Source organism: Bacillus cereus, assembly GCF_007678085.1.
In the GTDB taxonomy this organism is placed as follows: domain Bacteria; phylum Bacillota; class Bacilli; order Bacillales; family Bacillaceae_G; genus Bacillus_A; species Bacillus_A cereus_BE.
In genome coordinates this window covers 360,710-380,888 of the sequence record NZ_VEDW01000001.1, presented here as the reverse complement: position 1 = coordinate 380,888, position 20,179 = coordinate 360,710, and the positions used below count along the sequence as shown (strand labels likewise).

The window sequence follows — 20,179 nt, the reverse complement described above, 5'->3', positions numbered from 1 at the left end:
TGAATCTGTTAAAATAATAAGCCAACGATTGTTGCTGATAAGAAACTTACTAATGTTGCACCGAAAAGTAATTTCAAACCAAATCTTGCAACTACATTCCCTTGCTTTTCATTTAAGCTCTTAACTGCCCCTGCAATAATTCCAATTGAAGAGAAGTTTGCAAATGAAACTAAGAATACAGATATAATCGCTGTCGTTCTATCTGAGAAATTAAAGTTTCCTTGTGCTAAATCTGTCATAGCAACAAATTCATTTGATACTAATTTTGTTGCCATAATATTTCCGGCATTAACTGCTTCATGCCAAGGTACACCCATAATAAATGCAAATGGTGCAAATACATAGCCAAGAATTTCTTGGAATGAAATACCGATTACACCTTTAAATACTGCATTAATGAATGCGATAAGAGCTACGAAACCGACTAACATAGCTGCCACTGTAATCGCAACTTTAAATCCATCTATAATGTATTCCCCTAATACTTCAAAGAAAGTCTTTTTCTCTTCTTCTTGTACTTCTAACATATCTTCTTCTTCAGTAACTTCATACGGGTTAATGATAGAAGCGATAATAAAACCACCGAATAAGTTAAGCACTAAAGCGGTTACAACATATTGTGGTTTTAATAACACCATATACGATCCAACGATAGACATTGAAACAGTAGACATTGCAGATGCACATAATGTATACATTCTTTTCTCTGGCAATAATCCTAGTTGTTTCTTAACTGAAATAAACACTTCAGATTGTCCTAAAATCGCAGAAGCAACAGCGTTATATGATTCTAGTTTCCCCATTCCATTTACTTTACTTAATGCTAGACCGATAGATTTCACAATAATAGGTAATACTTTAATGTGTTGCAAAATACCGATTAAAGCTGAGATAAATACGATTGGCATTAATACACTTAAAAAGAACGAAAACTCTTTTTGATTTACTAATCCACCAAATACGAAATTCACACCGTCAGCGGCATATTTTAATAGCTCTCCAAAACCATCTGCTATTCCGCTAATTAATATATTCCCTACACTTGTATTTAATAATAAAAACCCCAAAATGAATTGTAGTATAACCATCGTTATGATTGGGCGATATTTGACTTTCTTTCTATCATTACTAGCAAGCCAAGCGATACCTAAAATCAATACGAGGCCAAAAATACCGATTAAGTATTTCATAAGCCGTCTCCTCCCATTCGTATCCGCTTACATTTTTTCAATTATTAGAGCAATAGATACACTTACTTTGTGTATCTATTGCTTTTGACTTCATTAATGATTAGTAATTATCTGTAGCACCTTTTGCATCATTTAATACGATTGCAACACTAGCACTTGCTCCAACGCGAGAAGCTCCAGCAGCTACCATTTTGTCTGCATCTTCACGTGTACGAACGCCACCAGATGCTTTTACACCAACGTTTGGTCCAACTGTTTTACGCATTAATGCGATGTCTTCAGCAGTTGCTCCGCCAGTTGAGAATCCAGTTGAAGTTTTTACGAAATCAGCACCAGCTTTTACTGATAATTCACAAGCGCGTACTTTCTCTTCATCTGTTAATAGACAAGTTTCAATGATTACTTTTACAAGAGCTTTTCCTTTTGCTGCTTGTACTACTTCATAAATGTCTTTTTCAACGAACTCGTTATCGCCATCTTTTAAAGCGCCTACGTTGATTACCATATCAACTTCAGTTGCACCTTTTGCGATAGCATCTTTTGTTTCAAATGCTTTTGTTTCAGTCGTGCTTGCTCCTAATGGGAAACCGATTACAGTACAAACATCTACATCATGTCCAGCTAATTCTTCAGCAGCTAGCTTTACCCATGTAGGATTAATACAAACAGAAGCGAATTTATATTCCTTTGCTTCTTCGATTACTTTCATAACATCTTCTTTAGTAGTATTAGCTTTTAAAATTGTATGGTCAATTAACTTTGCAATGTTCATTATCTTCACTCCTCATATCTTTTAACAACTTCATTCTAACTCTTAGTTGAACAAATGTAAATACACTTTTGAAATTTTGTTCATTCTTTTTAAAAAGGGATTTTTCCTGTAGTAAATAAAGCTCATTCTAACTAAGAAACACTTCCTATTTAAAATCAAAACTTTTATATTAACAATGGTAGTATGTATCTCAATATCCATAATTATTTTAAAAAAGGCAATTTGTATTCAAAAAACACTCCTATAATTCATACATAACAAAATAAAAGGCTTTCTCAAAATTAATATCTTGAGAAAGCCTTTTATTTCTAATCTTTTTGATAATGTAACAATTCCTTCGCCGTATGCTGATCAATAATTAATACATTTGCATACCCGCCACGTAAAGCACCATCAATTGATTTTATTTTTCTATTACCACCTGCAACTAAAATCGAGCGTTTCTTTAATTTCAGTTCTTCTAACTCAATTCCAATAGTCCGCTTATTAATTTCTTCACTACTAATATTTCCGTCCCCATCAAAGAATCGTGAACAAATGTCACCGACCGATTGTTTTTTGAGTAAACTCGTTTCATCCTTATCGAAATAACCTAATCGGAATAATAGCGCTTCGTCTCGCACTGTACCTACAGTGAAAATTGCAATATTCGCTTGTTTCCCCATTTCAATAATGTGATGAATATGTCGATCCTGCTCTACTAATTCTTTTGTCACTGCGTTATCAAATATAACTGGAAGGGGTAGATTTCTTGGCGTCGTTTGAAAAGCATCTGCAAATAAAGCAATCGTCTCATTCGCATATGTGTTTACACTCGAATGACTGATACCACCTTTTAACTGAACAACTTCTACACCTTTTACATGTTGTGGTACGATTTTTCTAGCGATTTCATACATCGTCATTCCCCAGCTTACACCAACGATATCACCGTTTTTAACCGTTTTTTCCATATACTCTGCTGCATATTTACTAATATACTCTGTAATCGTTGCATATTCTGGCACTGGAGAAAATACGACATGTGCCTCTAACAAGTTGTACTTTTCTTTCAGTAAATTCCCAACGTTATCTAAATCAGCAAATGGATCGGCTATGCTAATTTGAACAAATCCTTTTTCTTTCGCGTACTTTAATAGTCTAGAGATAGTCGGCCTTGAAATATTTAATTTATTAGCAATTTCTTGCTGACTATAATCTGATTGATAATATAACCTTGCAACTTCAACGCTTAATTGTTGTTTATCTTTATCCATAGTAACTCGCTACATATCCTTTCCTGTATTTCCTTTTCGTTACAAGCATTATACAGCTTTATGCAAAAAAATTCGACTACCGAATTTTATCTAACTGAACTTCTACTACACTTAATATATATACTGAAAACTTATTGTGTAGATTTACAAACTCAATATAGATCCGCTTGAAACATGTTGGTGACTCCTATCAAATAAACGCCCCTGTTATTTTATAAAGGCGATTTACTGGAAATTAAGTTAAAACGCCAATTATTACATTGCATAAAGTTACCAGGAGGGTATTCGAATTCGGATTCGGAGATTAATTCGAATTCGGATTCGGAGATTAATTCGAATCCAAGCTTCCGACAAATTGCATTTGAAGCTGGATTGTCAACTGAAGGGAAAGCATGAATATACCTATACCTATTCTCAGCGGATGCTTCTTCTATTGCCAACTTTACTGCAGTTGTCGCTATCCCTTTCCCCTGAAATGCGGGAAGGACGCTCCAGCCAGTTTCGTACACACTTTCATCATTCCAAGTAGTTTGCCAATAGCCAACAGAACCTACTGATTCTCGTTCTGGTAACAATAAAATGCTAAACATACATCCTTTACTAACCAGTTCAAGGTACCGTTTATGTCGCTTCAAAATTTGTTCTTCATTTTCTGGACCTCCAAGATGCTGCATCATCACTGGGGTGTTAATACGAAAAAGTAAATCAAGGTCCTTATCTTCCCAAGGTTTAATTTGAATACTATGATTGCTTCGTTCTAAAATTTTATTCATCCCCTTACATTTTTCTTTATTTATTCTTTCTTTACGGTAAGCAAAACTCCTTTATCTGTTCCATCAATCTGCACCGTTAGACAATAAGTAAAACTGAAAAATAGTAAAGGGTTTTTATTCTCAAAATTTATTATAGATCATGTTTCAATCATTCATTTTTAGGGGCAACCTCCACATTTGTTTAGTTATCTAAACTACCTTGATTTTTCTTATAAAGCAAACCGGTCAGATTATTGAGGAAGTCATTTTTAAAGTTCAAATTAGATATTTGTATAAACTCAGTATGAGGGTGTGAAATCAATTGTAAAATAGTAGTTGTGGAATAAGTAAATAAGAGAAATAATCAATAGTGATTATTTCTCTTTTCATATACATATTTATTTTTGGAAAAACAATCTAACTCCAAATACTAATAATACCGCGCCTGTAATCCCCTCTATTGTACGATTCACTCTTTCTTTTCTTAAAAAAGTTCTTAATTGACGTATGAGTGAGATATAAAGTAAATACCATATTGCTGTCAAAGTCGTAAATGTGACTCCTAATAAAAGAAATTGGAGGAAATGATTTTGATTACTCACAATAAATTGGGGTAAAAAACTAAGGAAAAACACAGCAGTTTTTGGATTTAAAATTGCCGTAGTAAATCCTTGTCTAAAGCTTTTAATTGACCCAATATCCTTAGAGTCCATTTCTATTGAACCTGATATATCTTCTTTTTTATGTAAGGCACTTTTAATTGACTTTACAGCTAAGTAAATTAAATAACAAGCCCCAGCATATTTTATAAATGTAAATAACATAGCAAATTTCATTAGGATAGCAGAGAGCCCTAACGTAGCCATTATTGTATGAATCATCATTCCAGATATCGTTCCTAAAACAGTCTTTATCCCACCATTTTTCCCATGCGAAATAGTGTTTTTTGTAACTAGTGCAAAACCAGGACCAGGCATCATTATGATTAACATTGCTGTAAGGATAAATAACAGATAATTTTCCATGTTCTAGTATTTCCTTTCCAATTTTTAGTTTTGCTTACAGTATAGCTTTTTTCATTAAAACATTAAATATAAAAGACTTGATCAGAAGTAAATCTAGGTTATTAGTATCGATTTGATTAAACATTACCCAAAGCTACATTAATAAAAAAACACAGCAAATTTATATATCAAATTACAAGTCCAACTCTCACAAAAAAAGGATAAAAAATAAACAGCGGAACTAGTCCACTGTTTACTTCGCCACGCCTTCATGTAATTTTTCTGTATAATCTTTTACATCTTTCCAGCTATCTTTCGCTGTATGTAAGTCTTCTTTTATGAAGGTAAATTCTTCAGGGCTGATTCCTTTTACGTTTTGTAGTAAATTATTATATTTTGCCCCTACTGTATACCATTGATTTGATATATTTTGCAGTGCTGTAATTGCTGCATCAATTGTTTCTGTCATATTTGTTGTTTTATTTTTCACATCTGTCAAAATTACGACTTCTGCTTGTGCGCCAGAAATTCTATCCTTTAAATTGGCGATTTCTCTTTCTGCATTTGCGATATCTTTTTTCGCAATCGCAATCATCGGTCCGCCAGCAAGACATGTTATTAACGCTACGCAAAGTACGCCACCAGCGATAACCATATCATTACTCTTCTTGATTGAATCGTTATATGTATTAATTTGTTGCTCTAGAGCTGGAATACCGGCATTCGTACTTGCCAAAATCGATGTTAATTGATTTATATCCTCTTTAAAACTATTTGTGTCTTTCGCCATTCTATCGCGGAAGGCTTTCAAATCCCCTAATAATACATCTACCTCATTTTGATTCTTTACAATATCCGCATACAACTTTTCTAAATCCGCTTTTAACTTGACGCTATCTTTTTGATCAATTGCAACTAGCATGCTATTATAATACGCTTGAAAAGTATTATTGTAATTAATAATATTTTGATCTGTTTTCATAATCTGGGGCTTCATATTGTTTAACCAATAAGCCGCGTTAATTTTTGCATCTCTTTGATGCTGAATCATATTTCCTTTAAACTCACTATTAATCGAACTTATTTTACTTAAATCAGTCTCTTGCTGATTTTGAATTAATTTTGCATATGAATCCATTGCAAATATGCTCGATGTCGTTTGTGCCATTACATCTTGGAATCCAGCTGGCCCTAACGAATAATTTTCCGCACTTTCTTGCAATGTTTTTACGTTTTGTTCTGCTGCAAAAGGATGTAAAGGAAATACGTTACTCGTTGCCACCCCAGCAATCATTAACGTTAAAAGGCATTTTTTATAAAATCTTTTCTGCATACTTTTCACCTATTTTCTTTATAAGAGTATAAAAAACTCCTGCTCACAACTGAACAGGAGCTTCAAATCATTCATCAATACTTAACGCTCTAACGATTCGTATTCGATTAAGCTTTTTTCGTATCTACTACTTTAATATCTTCAGCATAAATCTTTTCTGCATAGTCTTTAATGTTTTTCCAGCTATCTTTCGCAATGTTTAAATCTTCTTTAATGAAAACAAGGTCATTCGGACTAATTGAATCTACATTTTGAAGTAAAGAATTGTATTTTGATCCCATTGTGTACCATTGGTTTGAAATGTTTTGCAGTGCTGTAATTGCAGTATCAATTGTATTTGTTAAATACTCAGTTTGCGTTTTAATGTTCGTTAACCCTGCTACTTCTAATTGCGCAGTTGTAACTTGTCCTGTTATTTTTTGAATTTCTGCCTGTGCATTATCAAGCTCTTTCTTCGCTAATACGATTCCAGCTGTACCACCGCCTACTGCTGCTGCACCACCTGCAATTAACGCGACTCCTAGCGGCGTTCCTGCACCTGTAGCAATAACTACTGCACCACCGATAATTGCAATTGGGCCTAGCGCTGTCGCAACTGATGAACCAATAATAATTGCATTATATTTACTAATTGCTTCATTGTACGTTGTAATTTGATTTTGCAGAAGCGGGATTCCTGCATCTTGACTAGCTAATATAGATGTAATTTGATTTGCGTCTCCCTTAAAGTTTTGCGTATCTGACGTCATTTTGTTTCGGAATTTCTTCAAGTCTTCTACTAACTGATCTACTTGCGCTTTATTTTCATTAATACTACTTGATAATCTAGTTAAACCTTTCGTAAGAGTCGCTTTATCCTTTGTATCAACTGCAGCAACTAAAGTATCATAATAGTTTTGGAATTTCGTATTGTAGTTAATGATATTTTGATTCGTTGAAATAAGCTGTGGTTTTAATACATCTAACCATTGCTTCGCATTTCCTCTAGCTGTATCTTGGTGCTGAATTACTTTCCCTTTTAAAGCAGCATCAACAGACGATACATTTCCAAAGTTAACATTACCTTGTTTAATAATTGTTAAAGCGTACAGATCCATTACTAAAGCGTTTGAACCCGTTCTTTCCATTGCATCTTTTAGGCCTTCTGGTCCTAATGAATATTCCTCATAGTCATTATAAGCTTTTGCTACCGCATGAACTGGAGCTTGCTTCACTGTACTCTCCGCTGCATACGTATGAGCCGGCATAATATTTCCTGCTGCAAATACTGCCATAAGTGCTGATAGAGCCATTACTTTATAAGGTTTTTTTGTCATTTTTCTTCTCTCCCTATATCGTTACTTATTTTTAATGTACTTCAACGTTTGTAACGTAATCTTCAAATTGATTCGTTTGTTTATTCATTTCATCACTTACTTTTTTAATTTGGTTGAAATGTTTTTGTAGTAAACTACTGTCTGTATATGTGCCTTCTTCAACATTCTTTTGAATTTGGATCATATTATTGTTTAAAACTTTCCAATCCGTTAATAACGTTTCTAAAGTTGAGATTTGGCGATCAATTAGTTCTGTAAAACTACTTACTTGATCTTCAACGAATGTAATTTGTGTTGCCTCTGCTTCAGTTTGTGATAACTTTTGAATAAGTGGCAATAGCTCTTTTTGCTTTTGCTGAATGCGAAGAGCGGCTTCTCTCGTTTGGCTATCTGCAGCATTTACAATTTCATTACTTAAAGTACCGATAGAAACGAAATCAATTGTCTTCGTTTGTGCAGTTTGATTTGTAATTGTAAATACTTGTTTACCGATATTAATAGAACCTTTAATAATTTCTTGCGGTCTATTCAAAATAGTCGTTAACTCTGCTTGAATTTCTCCTTGAATTCTTTTTATATCTTCTCTTAATTTCACAATATCTCCACTTGATCCTTGTAGTGTTTTTATTGCTTCATCGGCTTTAATTGATAAGTTGCTACTATCTTTATCTAATACCGTTTTAAATCGATTTAACTCTAATAAATCTTGCTCCATACTCTCTTGGATACTTTGTACTTGCAGTTGTAATTTTCCATATGCATTTGTAAAATCTGCTTTTGCTTGTTCATCTTCATTTACGTTTCCTGCTAGTTCATAGAGCTTACTATAATAACTATTAAATCTAGTACTATATCTCATCATCTCTTGATTTAAGTCAATGAGCTTCGGATTATATTCATCAATCCACTCTCTTACATTTGCCTTTGCAAACTTTTGATGATTCGTCAAACTACTCATGGCATTCACCTTAATGTCTGGCTGTTGTAAAATCACTAGTCCATATGCTTGTATAAGTGGTGACTGTGATCCTAACATTCTAATTGAATTAGATAATGTATTTGGAGCAATTACATTTTGTGCATATACTGTTTTCACTTCTGTTTGCCCCTCCTTAGCGTAAGCGCTTACAGGAATGAAGCAACTCGTAGATACTGCCGTAACCAATAACCCTGTAATTAAAGTCTTTTTCACTTTAACTCCTCCTATGTATTAGTAACTATTACTATCGCATTTTATTATTCTATTTTCTTACACATAATTTGAGATGGTTAAAATAGAGAACGTTCTCACCGCGATCCATGTATGAACCACCTCTCTCAACTTTTATTGCTACAGTACTTACTTATTGTTATAAAACATTTCATATGTGATTAGTATGAATATTATTGTATAAAATTTCTATTTTATAGCCATTTCCACATTCACACAGTGAATATATTACATGAAAATATTATTCATTATAAACTAAAAAACGTACGTCAATATGAAATTCCGTTTTGTTTTTATGTAAGTTTTGTACTGTAAGGTCATTTAAACACAGCTATTTATATAACGTAAAGAAGTATTTTCATTCCCTTTATTTTCAAGCTTTCCTGTCCTTATTCCAAAATATAATCCTCTTCACTTTTTCAATTGAAATATCCATATATCACAACAAAAACCTCTACTTATTTACAGATACAAAAATTATATCAATATATTTTTTAGACTCATATGCAATTATGCATAGTGTATACACAAAAAGGATAGCTTCACTTTCATGAAGCTATCCTTAAAAAATCTTCTTACTTTTTCAAATGATATGGAACTGTCGTAATAACTACATTTCTTTTATAGAGTAAATACGCACGAATGAGTAAACTAGACTGATTATGAAGAATGTTATGCCAACCTTTTTTCGGAATGAACTGTGGTATAACTACAGTAACTCGGTAATTTGATTCACTCGCTTTATATTGCACTGTATCAATAAACTTTGTTAGCGGTTGAAGAATACTTCTATAATGAGAATGCAATGTAACAAGTCTTACTTCAGGTTGCCACTTCTTCCATTTCTCTTCAAATTTCTTCTCTTCTTCTCTGTCAAAAGCAACATATACAGCGATAACTTGATCTGCAGAAAGAGACTTCGCATAGTTCAACGAATTTTCTACCACATGTGTCATACCAGCCACAGGAACGACAATTACATTTCCTTCAATCGGAACAATTCTCTCACAAGTTTTTAAACTTAATTGATCGCCTACTGCATCATAATGCTTCTTAATTCGGTGGAACAGGAATATGATTGCAGGTAAGAAAATAAGGATCGACCAAACTTGTGCGAATTTAGTTAAAAAGAACATACTCATTACGATAAAACTAATGACTGCTCCAATTAAATTGACCGTTAATCTCAAAGCCCATCCTTCAGGTTTTTCACGAAGCCATTTTAATACCATACCCGTTTGAGAAAGGGTAAACGGAATAAATACACCTACTGCGTATAACGGAATTAAATGTTCCGTTTGTCCTTGGAAAGCTACAATTAAAATAATCGATGCGATTCCAAGTATAATAATTCCGTTTGAGTATCCTAGGCGGTCTCCTCTAATCATAAACATTCTCGGTATAAATTTGTCTTTTGCAAGATTAACTGCTAATAGTGGAAATGCAGAATAACCTGTATTAGCAGCAAGAATTAATATTAAAGCAGTTGTACCTTGTATGAAATAGTACATGAAATTACGTCCAAAAGTTTGTTCAGCAATTTGTGAAACAACCGTTACTTCCTTACTTGGATTAATTCCGTAATAATAAGCTAAAAAGACAATTCCTGAAAATAAAACAGCAAGTAATGCACCCATTGCAAGCAATGTTTTCGCTGCATTGTTTGGTGCAGGATCTTTAAAGTTTGGAATTGCGTTGGAGATCGCCTCAACACCTGTTAAAGCAGAGCTTCCTGAAGCAAATGCTCGTAGCAGTAAGAACAAACTAATTCCTGCAACTGGTGTTCCAATTGGCGTGTGTAATGTCGGTGAAACTTGACCAGTTATAATATTATAAATACCTACACCAATTAATATAAATAGTGCTAGAACAAATACATAAACAGGATATGCTAAAACGGAAGCCGATTCCGTTACCCCTCTTAAATTTAAAATAGTAATAAAAATAACAAATATAATCGCAATGATTACATTATGTGCATGTAAACTAGGAAAAGCTGATGTAAGCGCATCTGTGCCTGCTGATACACTTACTGCAACAGTTAAAATATAATCGACTAATAAAGACCCTCCAGCTATTAACCCTGGATTCATCCCTAAATTTTCTTTTGATACAACATACGCTCCTCCGCCATGCGGATAAGCGAAAATAATTTGTCGATAAGATAAAATAAGAGCAGTTAATAACACTAATACCCCAACAGCTATCGGAATGGAATACCAATATGCTATTGCCCCAAGACCTGCTAATGCAATTAATATTTGCTCTGGTCCGTATGCAACCGATGACAATGCGTCAGAAGATAAAATAGCTAACGCCTTCGTTTTATTAAGCTTTTGCTCTCCAAGCTCAGTTGATTTTAACGGCCTTCCAATTAAAAACTTTTTGATAGATGAAACCACTGCTGTCCACTCTCCAATAATTTTGTACGAACTTTTCTGCTAGTTACAGCGGATAAACGATTTCTTCAGAAAACAAAAAATGTCTACAAGCCATAACGAAATAGACTTGTAGACATTATATTTTTTGTCGCACAAGCTCCACCTTCCTTCTCAATATAACGCTTACGAGGTTAGCTGTCGGATTCGGGCCTATGAGTAGCCCTACCTTTTTCAAGGATTCACCCCATTGGATTAAGAACTAATCCATAAGAACGGGTCCCCCGCACCATGCGGTTTCAGCGATTTAGAAAATTGAAACTGTGGATTATAATACTCCTTTATTTTCAAAATGTAAACAAAAATTTCGAAAAAGAAAAAATTTAAAATGATTGCGCATAATCCGCCGGTAAATATACATAATGAATACTAAAAAATCGATAAAGGAGACCTACATGTCTAAAGAAAAGAAGCCTATTTTTTCCGATTCCTATTTAGATGCATTAGCAAATGAAATTAATCAATTATACGGTAAACGTGAACAGGAAATAAATTTGACAGATAGAACGAAAAGAAATAAATAATTTGTCATAAAAAAGAAAGCAATACACTTATATATTGCTTTCTTTTTTATTTTTTCATACATCCAATTCTATTGCTGATTTGTTAAAGGTCATTTCTTCATACACCTTTAAATTTTGATATACCGCACCCAATAACGGTGCTTCTATAGAAAATTGTTCTGCTACATCGAGTAAGTATCCTTGTAAGTGCTCCCCTTCAATGGACGAACCTTTTTCCATATCACGCTGCATCGATGACTTCATATCATACGAAATTTTATCTATTGTTTTCATATGTTCCTGGGCAATATTATCCTTAACTGGCGCTTCCATAGATCTCATAATTTGTACACATTCTTCAAATATGTTTTGGATAAAATCGCGTCCACCTTCACTTTCCCGAATCGGCCCTATCGGTGCACGCAATAATGTCGTCACACCCGACATTACAGTAATAAATAAATATTTATGCCACATATCTTGTGTAATATTTTCACTTAAAACAAAACTAGATTTCGTACCTGCAAATGCTTTAGCAATATGCTGTATTCTCTCTGAATCTTGAAACTTCATTTCTCCAAACAGAAGTCTGTTGGCAGCGCTAGTTTGTACAATTTCTCCTTGATCATTTAACGTCGTCTCGATAAAGCATAAACCGCCAATTACTTTTTCCACGCCGAATTCCTTTTGTAATAGTGATACATGAGCGATACCATTTAACAATGGAATGATGACCGTATTTTCACCTACAAACGGCTTCAAATCTTGAATTGCCTCGTTTAAGTGATACGCTTTTGTTGAAAATAAAATGACATCAAATGGAGCAGTTCGATCTTCTTTCGTTATTAATTTCGGTTGGAAGGAAAAATCACCGTTAATACTTCTGATTACAAGTCCTCTTTCCTCTAATTGTTTTTTACGTTTACTACGAACAAGAAACGTAACATCTTCCCCTTTTTCGACTAATCGGCCACCAAAAAATCCTCCAACGCCTCCAGCCCCTAATACTAAAATACGCATACAACATCCCCCTTTTCAAAATACAATTTTATAACTTTTAGTATACATAACATTATACATGTCCCCTGCTAAATAAGCTGAATTTTCATACTCAATCAAGTATAAAACAGTGGTTATTTTCAAATAAATTTGGGTATGTTGTTTTTATAGCATATATGAAAGGAAACAATGTAAATGGAGGCAATACAAACAATCGAGGAAAAAGATGTAACAACAGCTATATTTCAATTTATATTCCCGTTTTCTTTTAAAGCTGGATATGAACAAAATATGTTCCCTTTCTTACAGAAAAATGATTTTCGCCCTTTTCGACTCGATCATCTTGAAAATGAAAATACATACTACGGAAAGTTTCAAGTTTCACATCAAAATATGGAAGCATACTATCTTTCATTTACAAATAAAATACTATTTCCTCACTCAGAACATGAAAAAGGATTACAACGCTATTCTAAAGACCTTAACTTAACTGGACATTTAACAACAAATTTGATTTCCGTTCCATTCAAGATTCATTCTATTGACGTAACACTTTGTCCTTATGAGCTCGGCTTCTTAACAATTCGGACAGAAGTAGAAACTGCTCCAAACATGACATTATCAGAAGCAATCGAATTCGCCGCCCGCTTCCGTGTACTTGAAACTAAAAATGATACAAACGAGACTATTTGTATTGAATGTAACGGAAAAAAATATTCCCAAGTGGAAAAACTTATATTCGGTGATTTATTTCATGGTGTAACAGACTTCTTCGAGAAAAAGAGATTGCGGAGCTCTTACTTTCAAACCTTTCCTTTCTTTGAAGACCAAAGAATGTATGTTCAAACTTTATTATCTATAAAAGAAGATATGGAATTTAATGAAGTGAATGTATACCGAGCTTCCAGTCTTTCCGGATTAACAGACGATGGTAAGCCCTATATTAGTGCAAATAATGTTCCTTATATTCAAGATTATTTAACAAAACATTCTTATCAAAGATGGGCTCCTAATCGCTACTTTGTTTTGGAAGAACATATTTTCACATGTATAACAAACGAAGATGAGCAAGCAATCGCTAAACTTGCTAGTCAAATGTACGGGGAGTTTTATTACGCTTTATTATTAAATCTATTTCATAAAGTTGTTTTATTAAAAATGGCAAACGCTTATGCTGAACTAAACATTGAACAAGATACAAATGAAATAGAGAAATTAATTTATTCAATCAATTCGTTTACAGCGAATTACTTTTCTTTAGAACTAGTATCCCAATCACAGAGTGAAGATATCTTCTTTCGCTTAAGAAAACTTTTTAATATCGAGGTTTTATACTCGAATGCAAAACAAAATCTTGATAGTTTGTTTAAATATCAAGAAAATGTCGCTTCAAAAAAAGATAGCCTTTTATTATTAATTTTAACACTCTACTCTGTAGTAGGCCAAATGTTAGGGTTTACTATGATTGATCTTTTAAGAAACACCGATTCAAACAAAATATCGTCGCCACTTGAATTTTTCGCGCTTTTAATTGCAATTAGCGGCATCGTCATTTCACTTATTTTAGGTGCGCAAAGTTTATACCAATGGGGTATACAACATAAACGAAGAAAAGCATGGGTAAAACAAACTGTACTTTCTGCTGTGAAAGAGAAAGATGATAAGAAGTAAAGAAGGTTATTTTCAAATTACAAATGCGTGGTACGCTTCAGTAAATGAAATTTTTATCGGCGATTTTTAAGATATATCGACTTACCGAAAAAAACTGACAAAAGAAAAACTACATAATAAAAAAAGTACTCCAAACTAAAATTTGGAGTACTTTTTTATTACAATAATCTAGCTTACTTCCCTGCTTCGATTTTTTCTAATGCAGCAGCTACTTGCTCTTCAGTTAATTCGTGTTGTACTACGTAGCGGTTACGTGGGCTTACACGACATTCATGAGAACATGCACGTAAATATTTCGCTTCGTTTTCTTCAGAACATAAAATTTTCTTATTACATTCTGGATTTGAACAGTTTACATAGCGCTCACAAGGTTCACCTGAGAAGTGGTCTTTACCAACGATAACATGTTCTTTTTGGTTTACTGGTACAGCGATACGCTCATCGAACACGTAACATTGTCCATCCCAAAGCTCACCTTGTACTTCTGGGTCTTTACCGTACGTTACAATACCACCGTGAAGCTGGCTTACATCTTCGTAACCTTCACGAACTAACCAACCAGAGAACTTCTCACAACGAATTCCGCCAGTACAGTATGTTAAAATCTTTTTACCTTCAAGCGTTTCTTTGTTTTCTCTAATCCAATCTGGTAATTCACGGAATGATTCAATATCAGGTTTGATCGCGCCTTTGAAGTGACCTAGATCAAATTCATAATCATTTCGTGCATCAATGATAACTGTGTCTTCTTGTTTCATTGCTTCATAAAAATCTTTTGGCTCTAAATACTTACCAGTGATTTCGTGTGGATTAATGTCATCTTCTAGACGAAGTGTAACTAATTCTGGACGAGGACGCACGTGCATTTTCTTGAATGCATGCCCCTCTTCTTCATCTATTTTAAATACGATACCGTCAAAACGTGGATCGTTATTCATCGCTTCCATGTATTTCTCTGTTTGTTCTACAGTACCAGAACAAGTTCCGTTAATACCTTCTTTTGCTACAAGAATTCTACCTTTTAATTCAAGTGAATTACAAAATGCTAAATGCTCTGCCGCGAATTCTTCTGGGTTTTCAATTGTTGTGTACATGTAATATAGTAATACTCTATATGGTTTTGTAGTTGCCAATGTATTTCTACCACCTATCTAATTTTTAAAATCATGTATAAGTTAACGTTCATATCAAAACATATATAATAAGAAAATGAATCCCATTTTCTTTTCTTTATACTATTTTCTATCAGTTAACAAAAATAAAAAACAAGATTACACACCAAAACACTATGGTTATGTTGTAATCCCAATATATTATATATCATACAAATGCAATTCCATCAATTAATATGCTATATTATCGGCTTTATGTTCACATAAATTTCAAAATTAGCCCTTTAATTTATTATCTTCCCCCTTATCTACAAACCATAAACTTCCAAAAGTTTTTCACATCGTCACACCATTCATTGCATAAAGGCATATAATTTGCACTAAGGAAACATTTATGTTCAAATAAAAATATCACCAATACATTTAAATGTATTGAAATAAACAATAAGAATACTTACAATAATTTCATCAAGTTAACATTTCAAAGGGGAAAACGACTATGAATAAAGATATATCAAAAGATGAACAAGTCCCTTCTCAAAGTACAACTGTTCAATCAGCGCACTTAGCATTAAGCGGACAAACGAAAGGTTTAAAAAGACTATTACCCTTTTTAGGTCCTGCTTTCATCGCTTCAGTCGCTTATATTGATCCTGGCAATTTCGCGACAAACATTGCCGCTGGATCACAATATGGATATTTACTACTCTGGGTAATTCTTGCGTCTAATTTAATGGCTGTATTAATCCAAACTTTATCAGCTAAATTAGGAATCGCTACAGGCAGAAACCTTCCTGAAATTGCTCGAGAAAACTTCCCAAAGCCTGTATCCATTGGCTTATGGATACAAGGTGAACTCGTTATTATGGCTACTGATTTAGCTGAATTTATCGGGGCAGCACTCGGATTGTATTTATTATTTGGAATTCCGATGTTACCAGCCGCTTTAATTACAGCAGTCGGATCATTTATTATTCTTGAATTTCAACGTAGAGGCTTCCGTCCATTAGAAGCTATCATAACAGGAATGATTTTTATCGTTGTTATCGCTTTTGGTGTACAAGTCTTTTATGCAAAACCGGAATTAAGTCCTCTACTTTCAGGACTTTTCATTCCAAAATTCCAAGGTGTAGACAGCATATTACTTGCAGCCGGAATTTTAGGTGCGACAGTTATGCCACACGCAATCTATTTACATTCCGCCTTAACGCAGCGCCGCGTAGTCGGAACAAATGATGAACAAAAGAAAAAGATTTTCCGCTTCGAGTTTATTGATATTATTATCGCAATGGTTATCGCCGGAGCAATTAATGCAAGTATGTTAATTGTTGCTGCTGCACTATTCTTTAAAAATGGCTTACATGTCGAAGACCTTGATGTTGCTTTTAACCAGTTCAGTACTTTAGTCGGTCCTGTATCAGCTGCTTTATTTGGAATTGGGCTCTTATCAGCAGGACTATCTAGCTCTTCTGTCGGTACAATGTCAGGTGATATTATTATGCAAGGTTTCATTCGAATGCATATTCCGTTATACTTACGCCGCTTTATTACAATGATTCCACCATTAGTTATTATCGCTTTAGGTGTAAATCCAACTTACGCTCTAGTCATGAGCCAAGTCGTCTTATCATTCGGTATTGCCTTTGCATTAGTACCTCTTATTATGTTTACAAGCAGTAAAAAAATTATGGGTGCGCTCGTTAATCACCGTATAACAACCTTTATCGCTTGGATCATTGCTGCACTTGTTATCATTTTAAATATTTTCTTACTGTATCAAACTTTTGTAGGTTAATAAGAAAAGGTATTCCAATAAAACTGGAATACCTTTTTTAGTGAAATAATTCTCTTCTACTCACCACTTATGTATGTACCTCTTTTTGGCATCGTCGCATCTTTTTCAGTTCGAAAGTACAGTGGTAATCCTTCCGAAAGAAATATACTCACCTTTGATGGATCCTGCCTTTGATGATGAATATGTAAATGCGGCTCACTTGAACTTCCGGAGTTACCGACTTGGGCAAGAACCTCTCCTTCATTTACATGTTGTCCTTCCCTCACTTTAATTGATCCTTTCTTTAAATGGGCCAGAACCATAAATGTCCCTGATTCATCTAGTCGTAAATAAATATGATTCCCCGCCATTGACTGAAAATCATCCTCTCCTGGAACTACATCTTTTTCATCATTATTGATAGATACAACTGTTCCAGAAGCTGGTGCCATTACTTCCGCTCCATATATTCCATAATCCTCTAACATACTACTTTTCACTTCAGCAGGCGGAATAAGAATATCATATGCCCAGCGTTCATTTGGTTTTATAACATGATAGTTCGTTTCTAATCGATCACCACCCCATCCCACTAATGCTCGTTCATTCAAAGGAAAGCGAACTACTGCTTTAGGATTCATAGAATGTACATCTGCTGGATAAGCAAGTCCCCCTATGTTAGCAAACCACCCTAAAGGCCAAGCACCAATTATAGAGAAAAGAACGATGAAGAGTAGCGCTCTATCTATTCGCTTTCTGAAAATCCCTTTCCACACAAATAGTAAAACTGATCCTATCAAAATAAAGAGTGATACTATGCTAAAGGCTTGTATACTCCACCAAAAAATGACTGATATAACACCATGGGCTAAATAAACTACACTCCAACTTATAATTAAAAATGCAACTAAAATTATTAATACATATTTCTTCCACATGTTGTATCCTCACTCTCATATCTTTGTTCTACATAATACGAAGTAAAAATTACGACATATAAAAGAAATACTTACGACTTTCTTACAATTCTTTATAATGCGGTAAAACGATGGTGAAAACAGTTTCTTTCTCGTTACTGCACACAGTGATATCCCCTTTATGAAGCTCTGCTATACTTCTCGCAATTGCAAGTCCCATTCCTTTTCCACCCGTATGAGAGCTACGTGATTTTTCACCACGATAAAACTTCTCAAAAACGTAAGGAAGGTTCTCATTCGGAATACATTGTCCAAAATTTTTAATTTCTATTTCAACATTCATGTCTCTTTTAGAAATTTGAATCAAAATCTGTTTTCCGTCTTTCCCGTACATAATACTATTACTAATTACATTTTCGAACAGCCTTACCATAAGCGCTACATCCATTTCCACATGTAACTCCTTATCACCATTAATACAAAAGCTCATATCGGCATCATCTAGTTGTGGTACAAAATCAATCATGATTTGTTCAATGAACGCTTTCATATTTACTACACTTTTATGTAATTCAATCTTCCTATAATTTATTTGACAATATTCTAATAAATCATCTACTTGATTTTTTAATTCATAACTTTTTCGCTTTAATATACTTACATACTGTTCACATTCTTCTCTATTTGAATGAAGCTGATTTCCTAACAAGTCCGCGTAACCGATTAGAGATGTTACAGGTGTTCGTAAGTCATGAGAAATATTGCTGATCATTTCATTTTTCGTTTCCTGCGATTTTTTTTCATTTTCGATAGACTCTTTTAAACTTTTAGCCATTCTATTAACATTCGCTGCTAATTCACCAATCTCGTCATTTTTTGAAATAGGTATATGTATTTCCAAATTACCACTACTTATTTGCTTCACACTCTTGTTAATTTCAGATAATCTTTTCATCATTGTTTTTGTCATGAATGCAAAGTATATTGTAGTAAAAGTTAAAAAAGCTATTAAATATAAAAATGAATATTTTTTCTCTAATTCGGTAACTTGACCATATATATTTCCAATTAATATTTGAAACGCTATTATACTTACAGTTGCTAACAAAATGCTACAGATGAATGCGATAAAAAACTTAGCTCTAATGCCTTGTAATGATTTAATCTTCAATTTTATATCCGACTCCCCAAACATTTTGAATAAACTTCGGCTCTTTTGGATTCTCTTCAATTTTATTTCTTAATCTTGCAATATGAACCATTACTGTATTATTACTTTCATAGGCTCTTTCTTTCCAAACGCTCTCATATATTTCTTCAATAGTAAACACACGATTCTTCGCAGCGGCCATTAAGTACAAAATATCATATTCAGTTTTCGTAAGATTGATTGTTTCTCCATATAACATTACTGTTCTCGACACTTCATCGATTTCTAACCCTCTAATATTTATTTTCTTTTCTATTACTCGGATAGCATTTTGATTGAAATATGTATACCTTCTTAATTGAGCTTTCACTCTCGCTATAAATTCAATTGTACTGAACGGCTTCACAATATAATCATCTGCCCCAGTACTAAATCCAATTACTTTATCTACATCCGATGATTTCGCACTTAAAAACATAATTGGTAAACTATGTTTCTCTCTAATCCTTCTACACAATTCTATTCCATCCATTTGTGGCATCATAATATCCAAAATAGCAAGTTGAATACTGTTATTATTTATTATTTTTAAAGCATCTTCTCCGTTATGAGCACTAAAAACTTTAAAACCTTCTTGCATTAAATTTACGTTCACAAATCGAACAATATCTTGATCATCATCTACAATCAAAATTGAATTTTTCTCCATATACAAACCTCTTTTTGAAATATATTCCACAATCAATTTTATCATAAATTAAAACCGTACTTCTCACTTGAAT

17 protein-coding genes and 1 riboswitch are annotated in these 20,179 nt (G+C 33.7%); of the genes, 3 read left to right on the top strand and 14 right to left on the bottom strand.

The genetic code is table 11. The features are described 5' to 3' along the window. Nucleotides 1–8 precede the first annotated feature (8 nt). The 9 genes from FS742_RS01940 to FS742_RS01900 all read right to left on the bottom strand — a co-directional run bounded on the left by FS742_RS01940 (nt 9) and on the right by FS742_RS01900 (nt 11,235). A complete protein-coding gene (locus FS742_RS01940; protein WP_000876170.1) occupies nt 9–1,190 on the bottom strand; it encodes a NupC/NupG family nucleoside CNT transporter in 1,182 nt (393 codons plus the stop codon). Between the two features lie 100 nt (nt 1,191–1,290). Beyond that, nucleotides 1,291–1,962, bottom strand: a complete 672-nt coding sequence (gene deoC, locus FS742_RS01935) for a deoxyribose-phosphate aldolase (protein WP_001017444.1) — start codon at nt 1,960–1,962, stop codon at nt 1,291–1,293. A 308-nt stretch (nt 1,963–2,270) separates the two neighbouring features. After that, nucleotides 2,271–3,218: a sugar-binding transcriptional regulator gene (locus FS742_RS01930; protein ID WP_144610978.1), complete on the bottom strand. Its 948-nt coding sequence runs from the start codon at nt 3,216–3,218 to the stop codon at nt 2,271–2,273. A gap of 212 nt (nt 3,219–3,430) precedes the next feature. Continuing rightward, complete coding sequence (locus FS742_RS01925) at nt 3,431–3,991, bottom strand: GNAT family N-acetyltransferase (protein ID WP_144610977.1); 561 nt, start codon at nt 3,989–3,991, stop codon at nt 3,431–3,433. A 377-nt stretch (nt 3,992–4,368) separates the two neighbouring features. After that, nucleotides 4,369–4,995 (bottom strand): LysE family translocator, encoded by a 627-nt coding sequence (locus FS742_RS01920; protein WP_144610976.1) that lies wholly within the window; start codon nt 4,993–4,995, stop codon nt 4,369–4,371. A gap of 232 nt (nt 4,996–5,227) precedes the next feature. Next, complete coding sequence (gene nheC, locus FS742_RS01915) at nt 5,228–6,307, bottom strand: non-hemolytic enterotoxin NHE subunit C (protein WP_144610975.1); 1,080 nt, start codon at nt 6,305–6,307, stop codon at nt 5,228–5,230. Between the two features lie 107 nt (nt 6,308–6,414). Further along, a complete protein-coding gene (nheB, locus tag FS742_RS01910; protein ID WP_105433739.1) occupies nt 6,415–7,623 on the bottom strand; it encodes a non-hemolytic enterotoxin NHE subunit B in 1,209 nt (402 codons plus the stop codon). A 31-nt stretch (nt 7,624–7,654) separates the two neighbouring features. Next, nucleotides 7,655–8,815 carry a non-hemolytic enterotoxin NHE subunit A gene (nheA, locus tag FS742_RS01905; protein WP_144610974.1) on the bottom strand — a complete coding sequence of 387 codons (1,161 nt, stop codon included), beginning with the start codon at nt 8,813–8,815 and terminating at the stop codon, nt 7,655–7,657. Between the two features lie 593 nt (nt 8,816–9,408). Continuing rightward, the gene (locus FS742_RS01900; protein ID WP_144610973.1) at nt 9,409–11,235 is read right to left on the bottom strand and encodes an APC family permease; all 1,827 of its coding nucleotides are present in this window, start codon (nt 11,233–11,235) and stop codon (nt 9,409–9,411) included. A gap of 144 nt (nt 11,236–11,379) precedes the next feature. Beyond that, nucleotides 11,380–11,526: riboswitch (cyclic di-AMP (ydaO/yuaA leader) on the bottom strand. Between the two features lie 140 nt (nt 11,527–11,666). Here FS742_RS01900 and FS742_RS27850 point away from each other — a divergent pair. Next, on the top strand, nt 11,667–11,795 hold the full coding sequence (locus tag FS742_RS27850; protein WP_000031869.1) for a hypothetical protein: 129 nt from the start codon (nt 11,667–11,669) through the stop codon (nt 11,793–11,795). A gap of 54 nt (nt 11,796–11,849) precedes the next feature. Here FS742_RS27850 and panE read toward each other — a convergent pair whose 3' ends face one another. Further along, nucleotides 11,850–12,794: a 2-dehydropantoate 2-reductase gene (gene panE, locus FS742_RS01895; protein WP_144610972.1), complete on the bottom strand. Its 945-nt coding sequence runs from the start codon at nt 12,792–12,794 to the stop codon at nt 11,850–11,852. Between the two features lie 174 nt (nt 12,795–12,968). On the opposite strand from panE, the gene FS742_RS01890 reads away from it, so the two are divergent. After that, the gene (locus FS742_RS01890; protein WP_144610971.1) at nt 12,969–14,444 is read left to right on the top strand and encodes a hypothetical protein; all 1,476 of its coding nucleotides are present in this window, start codon (nt 12,969–12,971) and stop codon (nt 14,442–14,444) included. Between the two features lie 173 nt (nt 14,445–14,617). Here FS742_RS01890 and trhO read toward each other — a convergent pair whose 3' ends face one another. Next, nucleotides 14,618–15,577 carry an oxygen-dependent tRNA uridine(34) hydroxylase TrhO gene (trhO, locus tag FS742_RS01885; protein ID WP_061676675.1) on the bottom strand — a complete coding sequence of 320 codons (960 nt, stop codon included), beginning with the start codon at nt 15,575–15,577 and terminating at the stop codon, nt 14,618–14,620. A gap of 478 nt (nt 15,578–16,055) precedes the next feature. Here trhO and FS742_RS01880 point away from each other — a divergent pair, with 478 nt between their 5' ends. Next, nucleotides 16,056–17,351 (top strand): Nramp family divalent metal transporter, encoded by a 1,296-nt coding sequence (locus FS742_RS01880; protein ID WP_048527295.1) that lies wholly within the window; start codon nt 16,056–16,058, stop codon nt 17,349–17,351. A gap of 56 nt (nt 17,352–17,407) precedes the next feature. Here FS742_RS01880 and FS742_RS01875 read toward each other — a convergent pair whose 3' ends face one another. From FS742_RS01875 to FS742_RS01865, 3 genes are all read right to left on the bottom strand, one after another. Continuing rightward, entirely contained in the window at nt 17,408–18,268 is an 861-nt protein-coding gene (locus FS742_RS01875) for a M23 family metallopeptidase (protein ID WP_144610970.1), read from the bottom strand. An 82-nt stretch (nt 18,269–18,350) separates the two neighbouring features. Beyond that, entirely contained in the window at nt 18,351–19,418 is a 1,068-nt protein-coding gene (locus FS742_RS01870; RefSeq protein ID WP_144610969.1) for a sensor histidine kinase, read from the bottom strand. Next, nucleotides 19,408–20,106, bottom strand: coding sequence for a response regulator transcription factor (locus tag FS742_RS01865; protein ID WP_144610968.1), 699 nt, complete (start codon nt 20,104–20,106; stop codon nt 19,408–19,410). Before FS742_RS01865 ends, FS742_RS01870 begins: the two co-directional genes overlap by 11 nt. Nucleotides 20,107–20,179 lie beyond the last annotated feature (73 nt).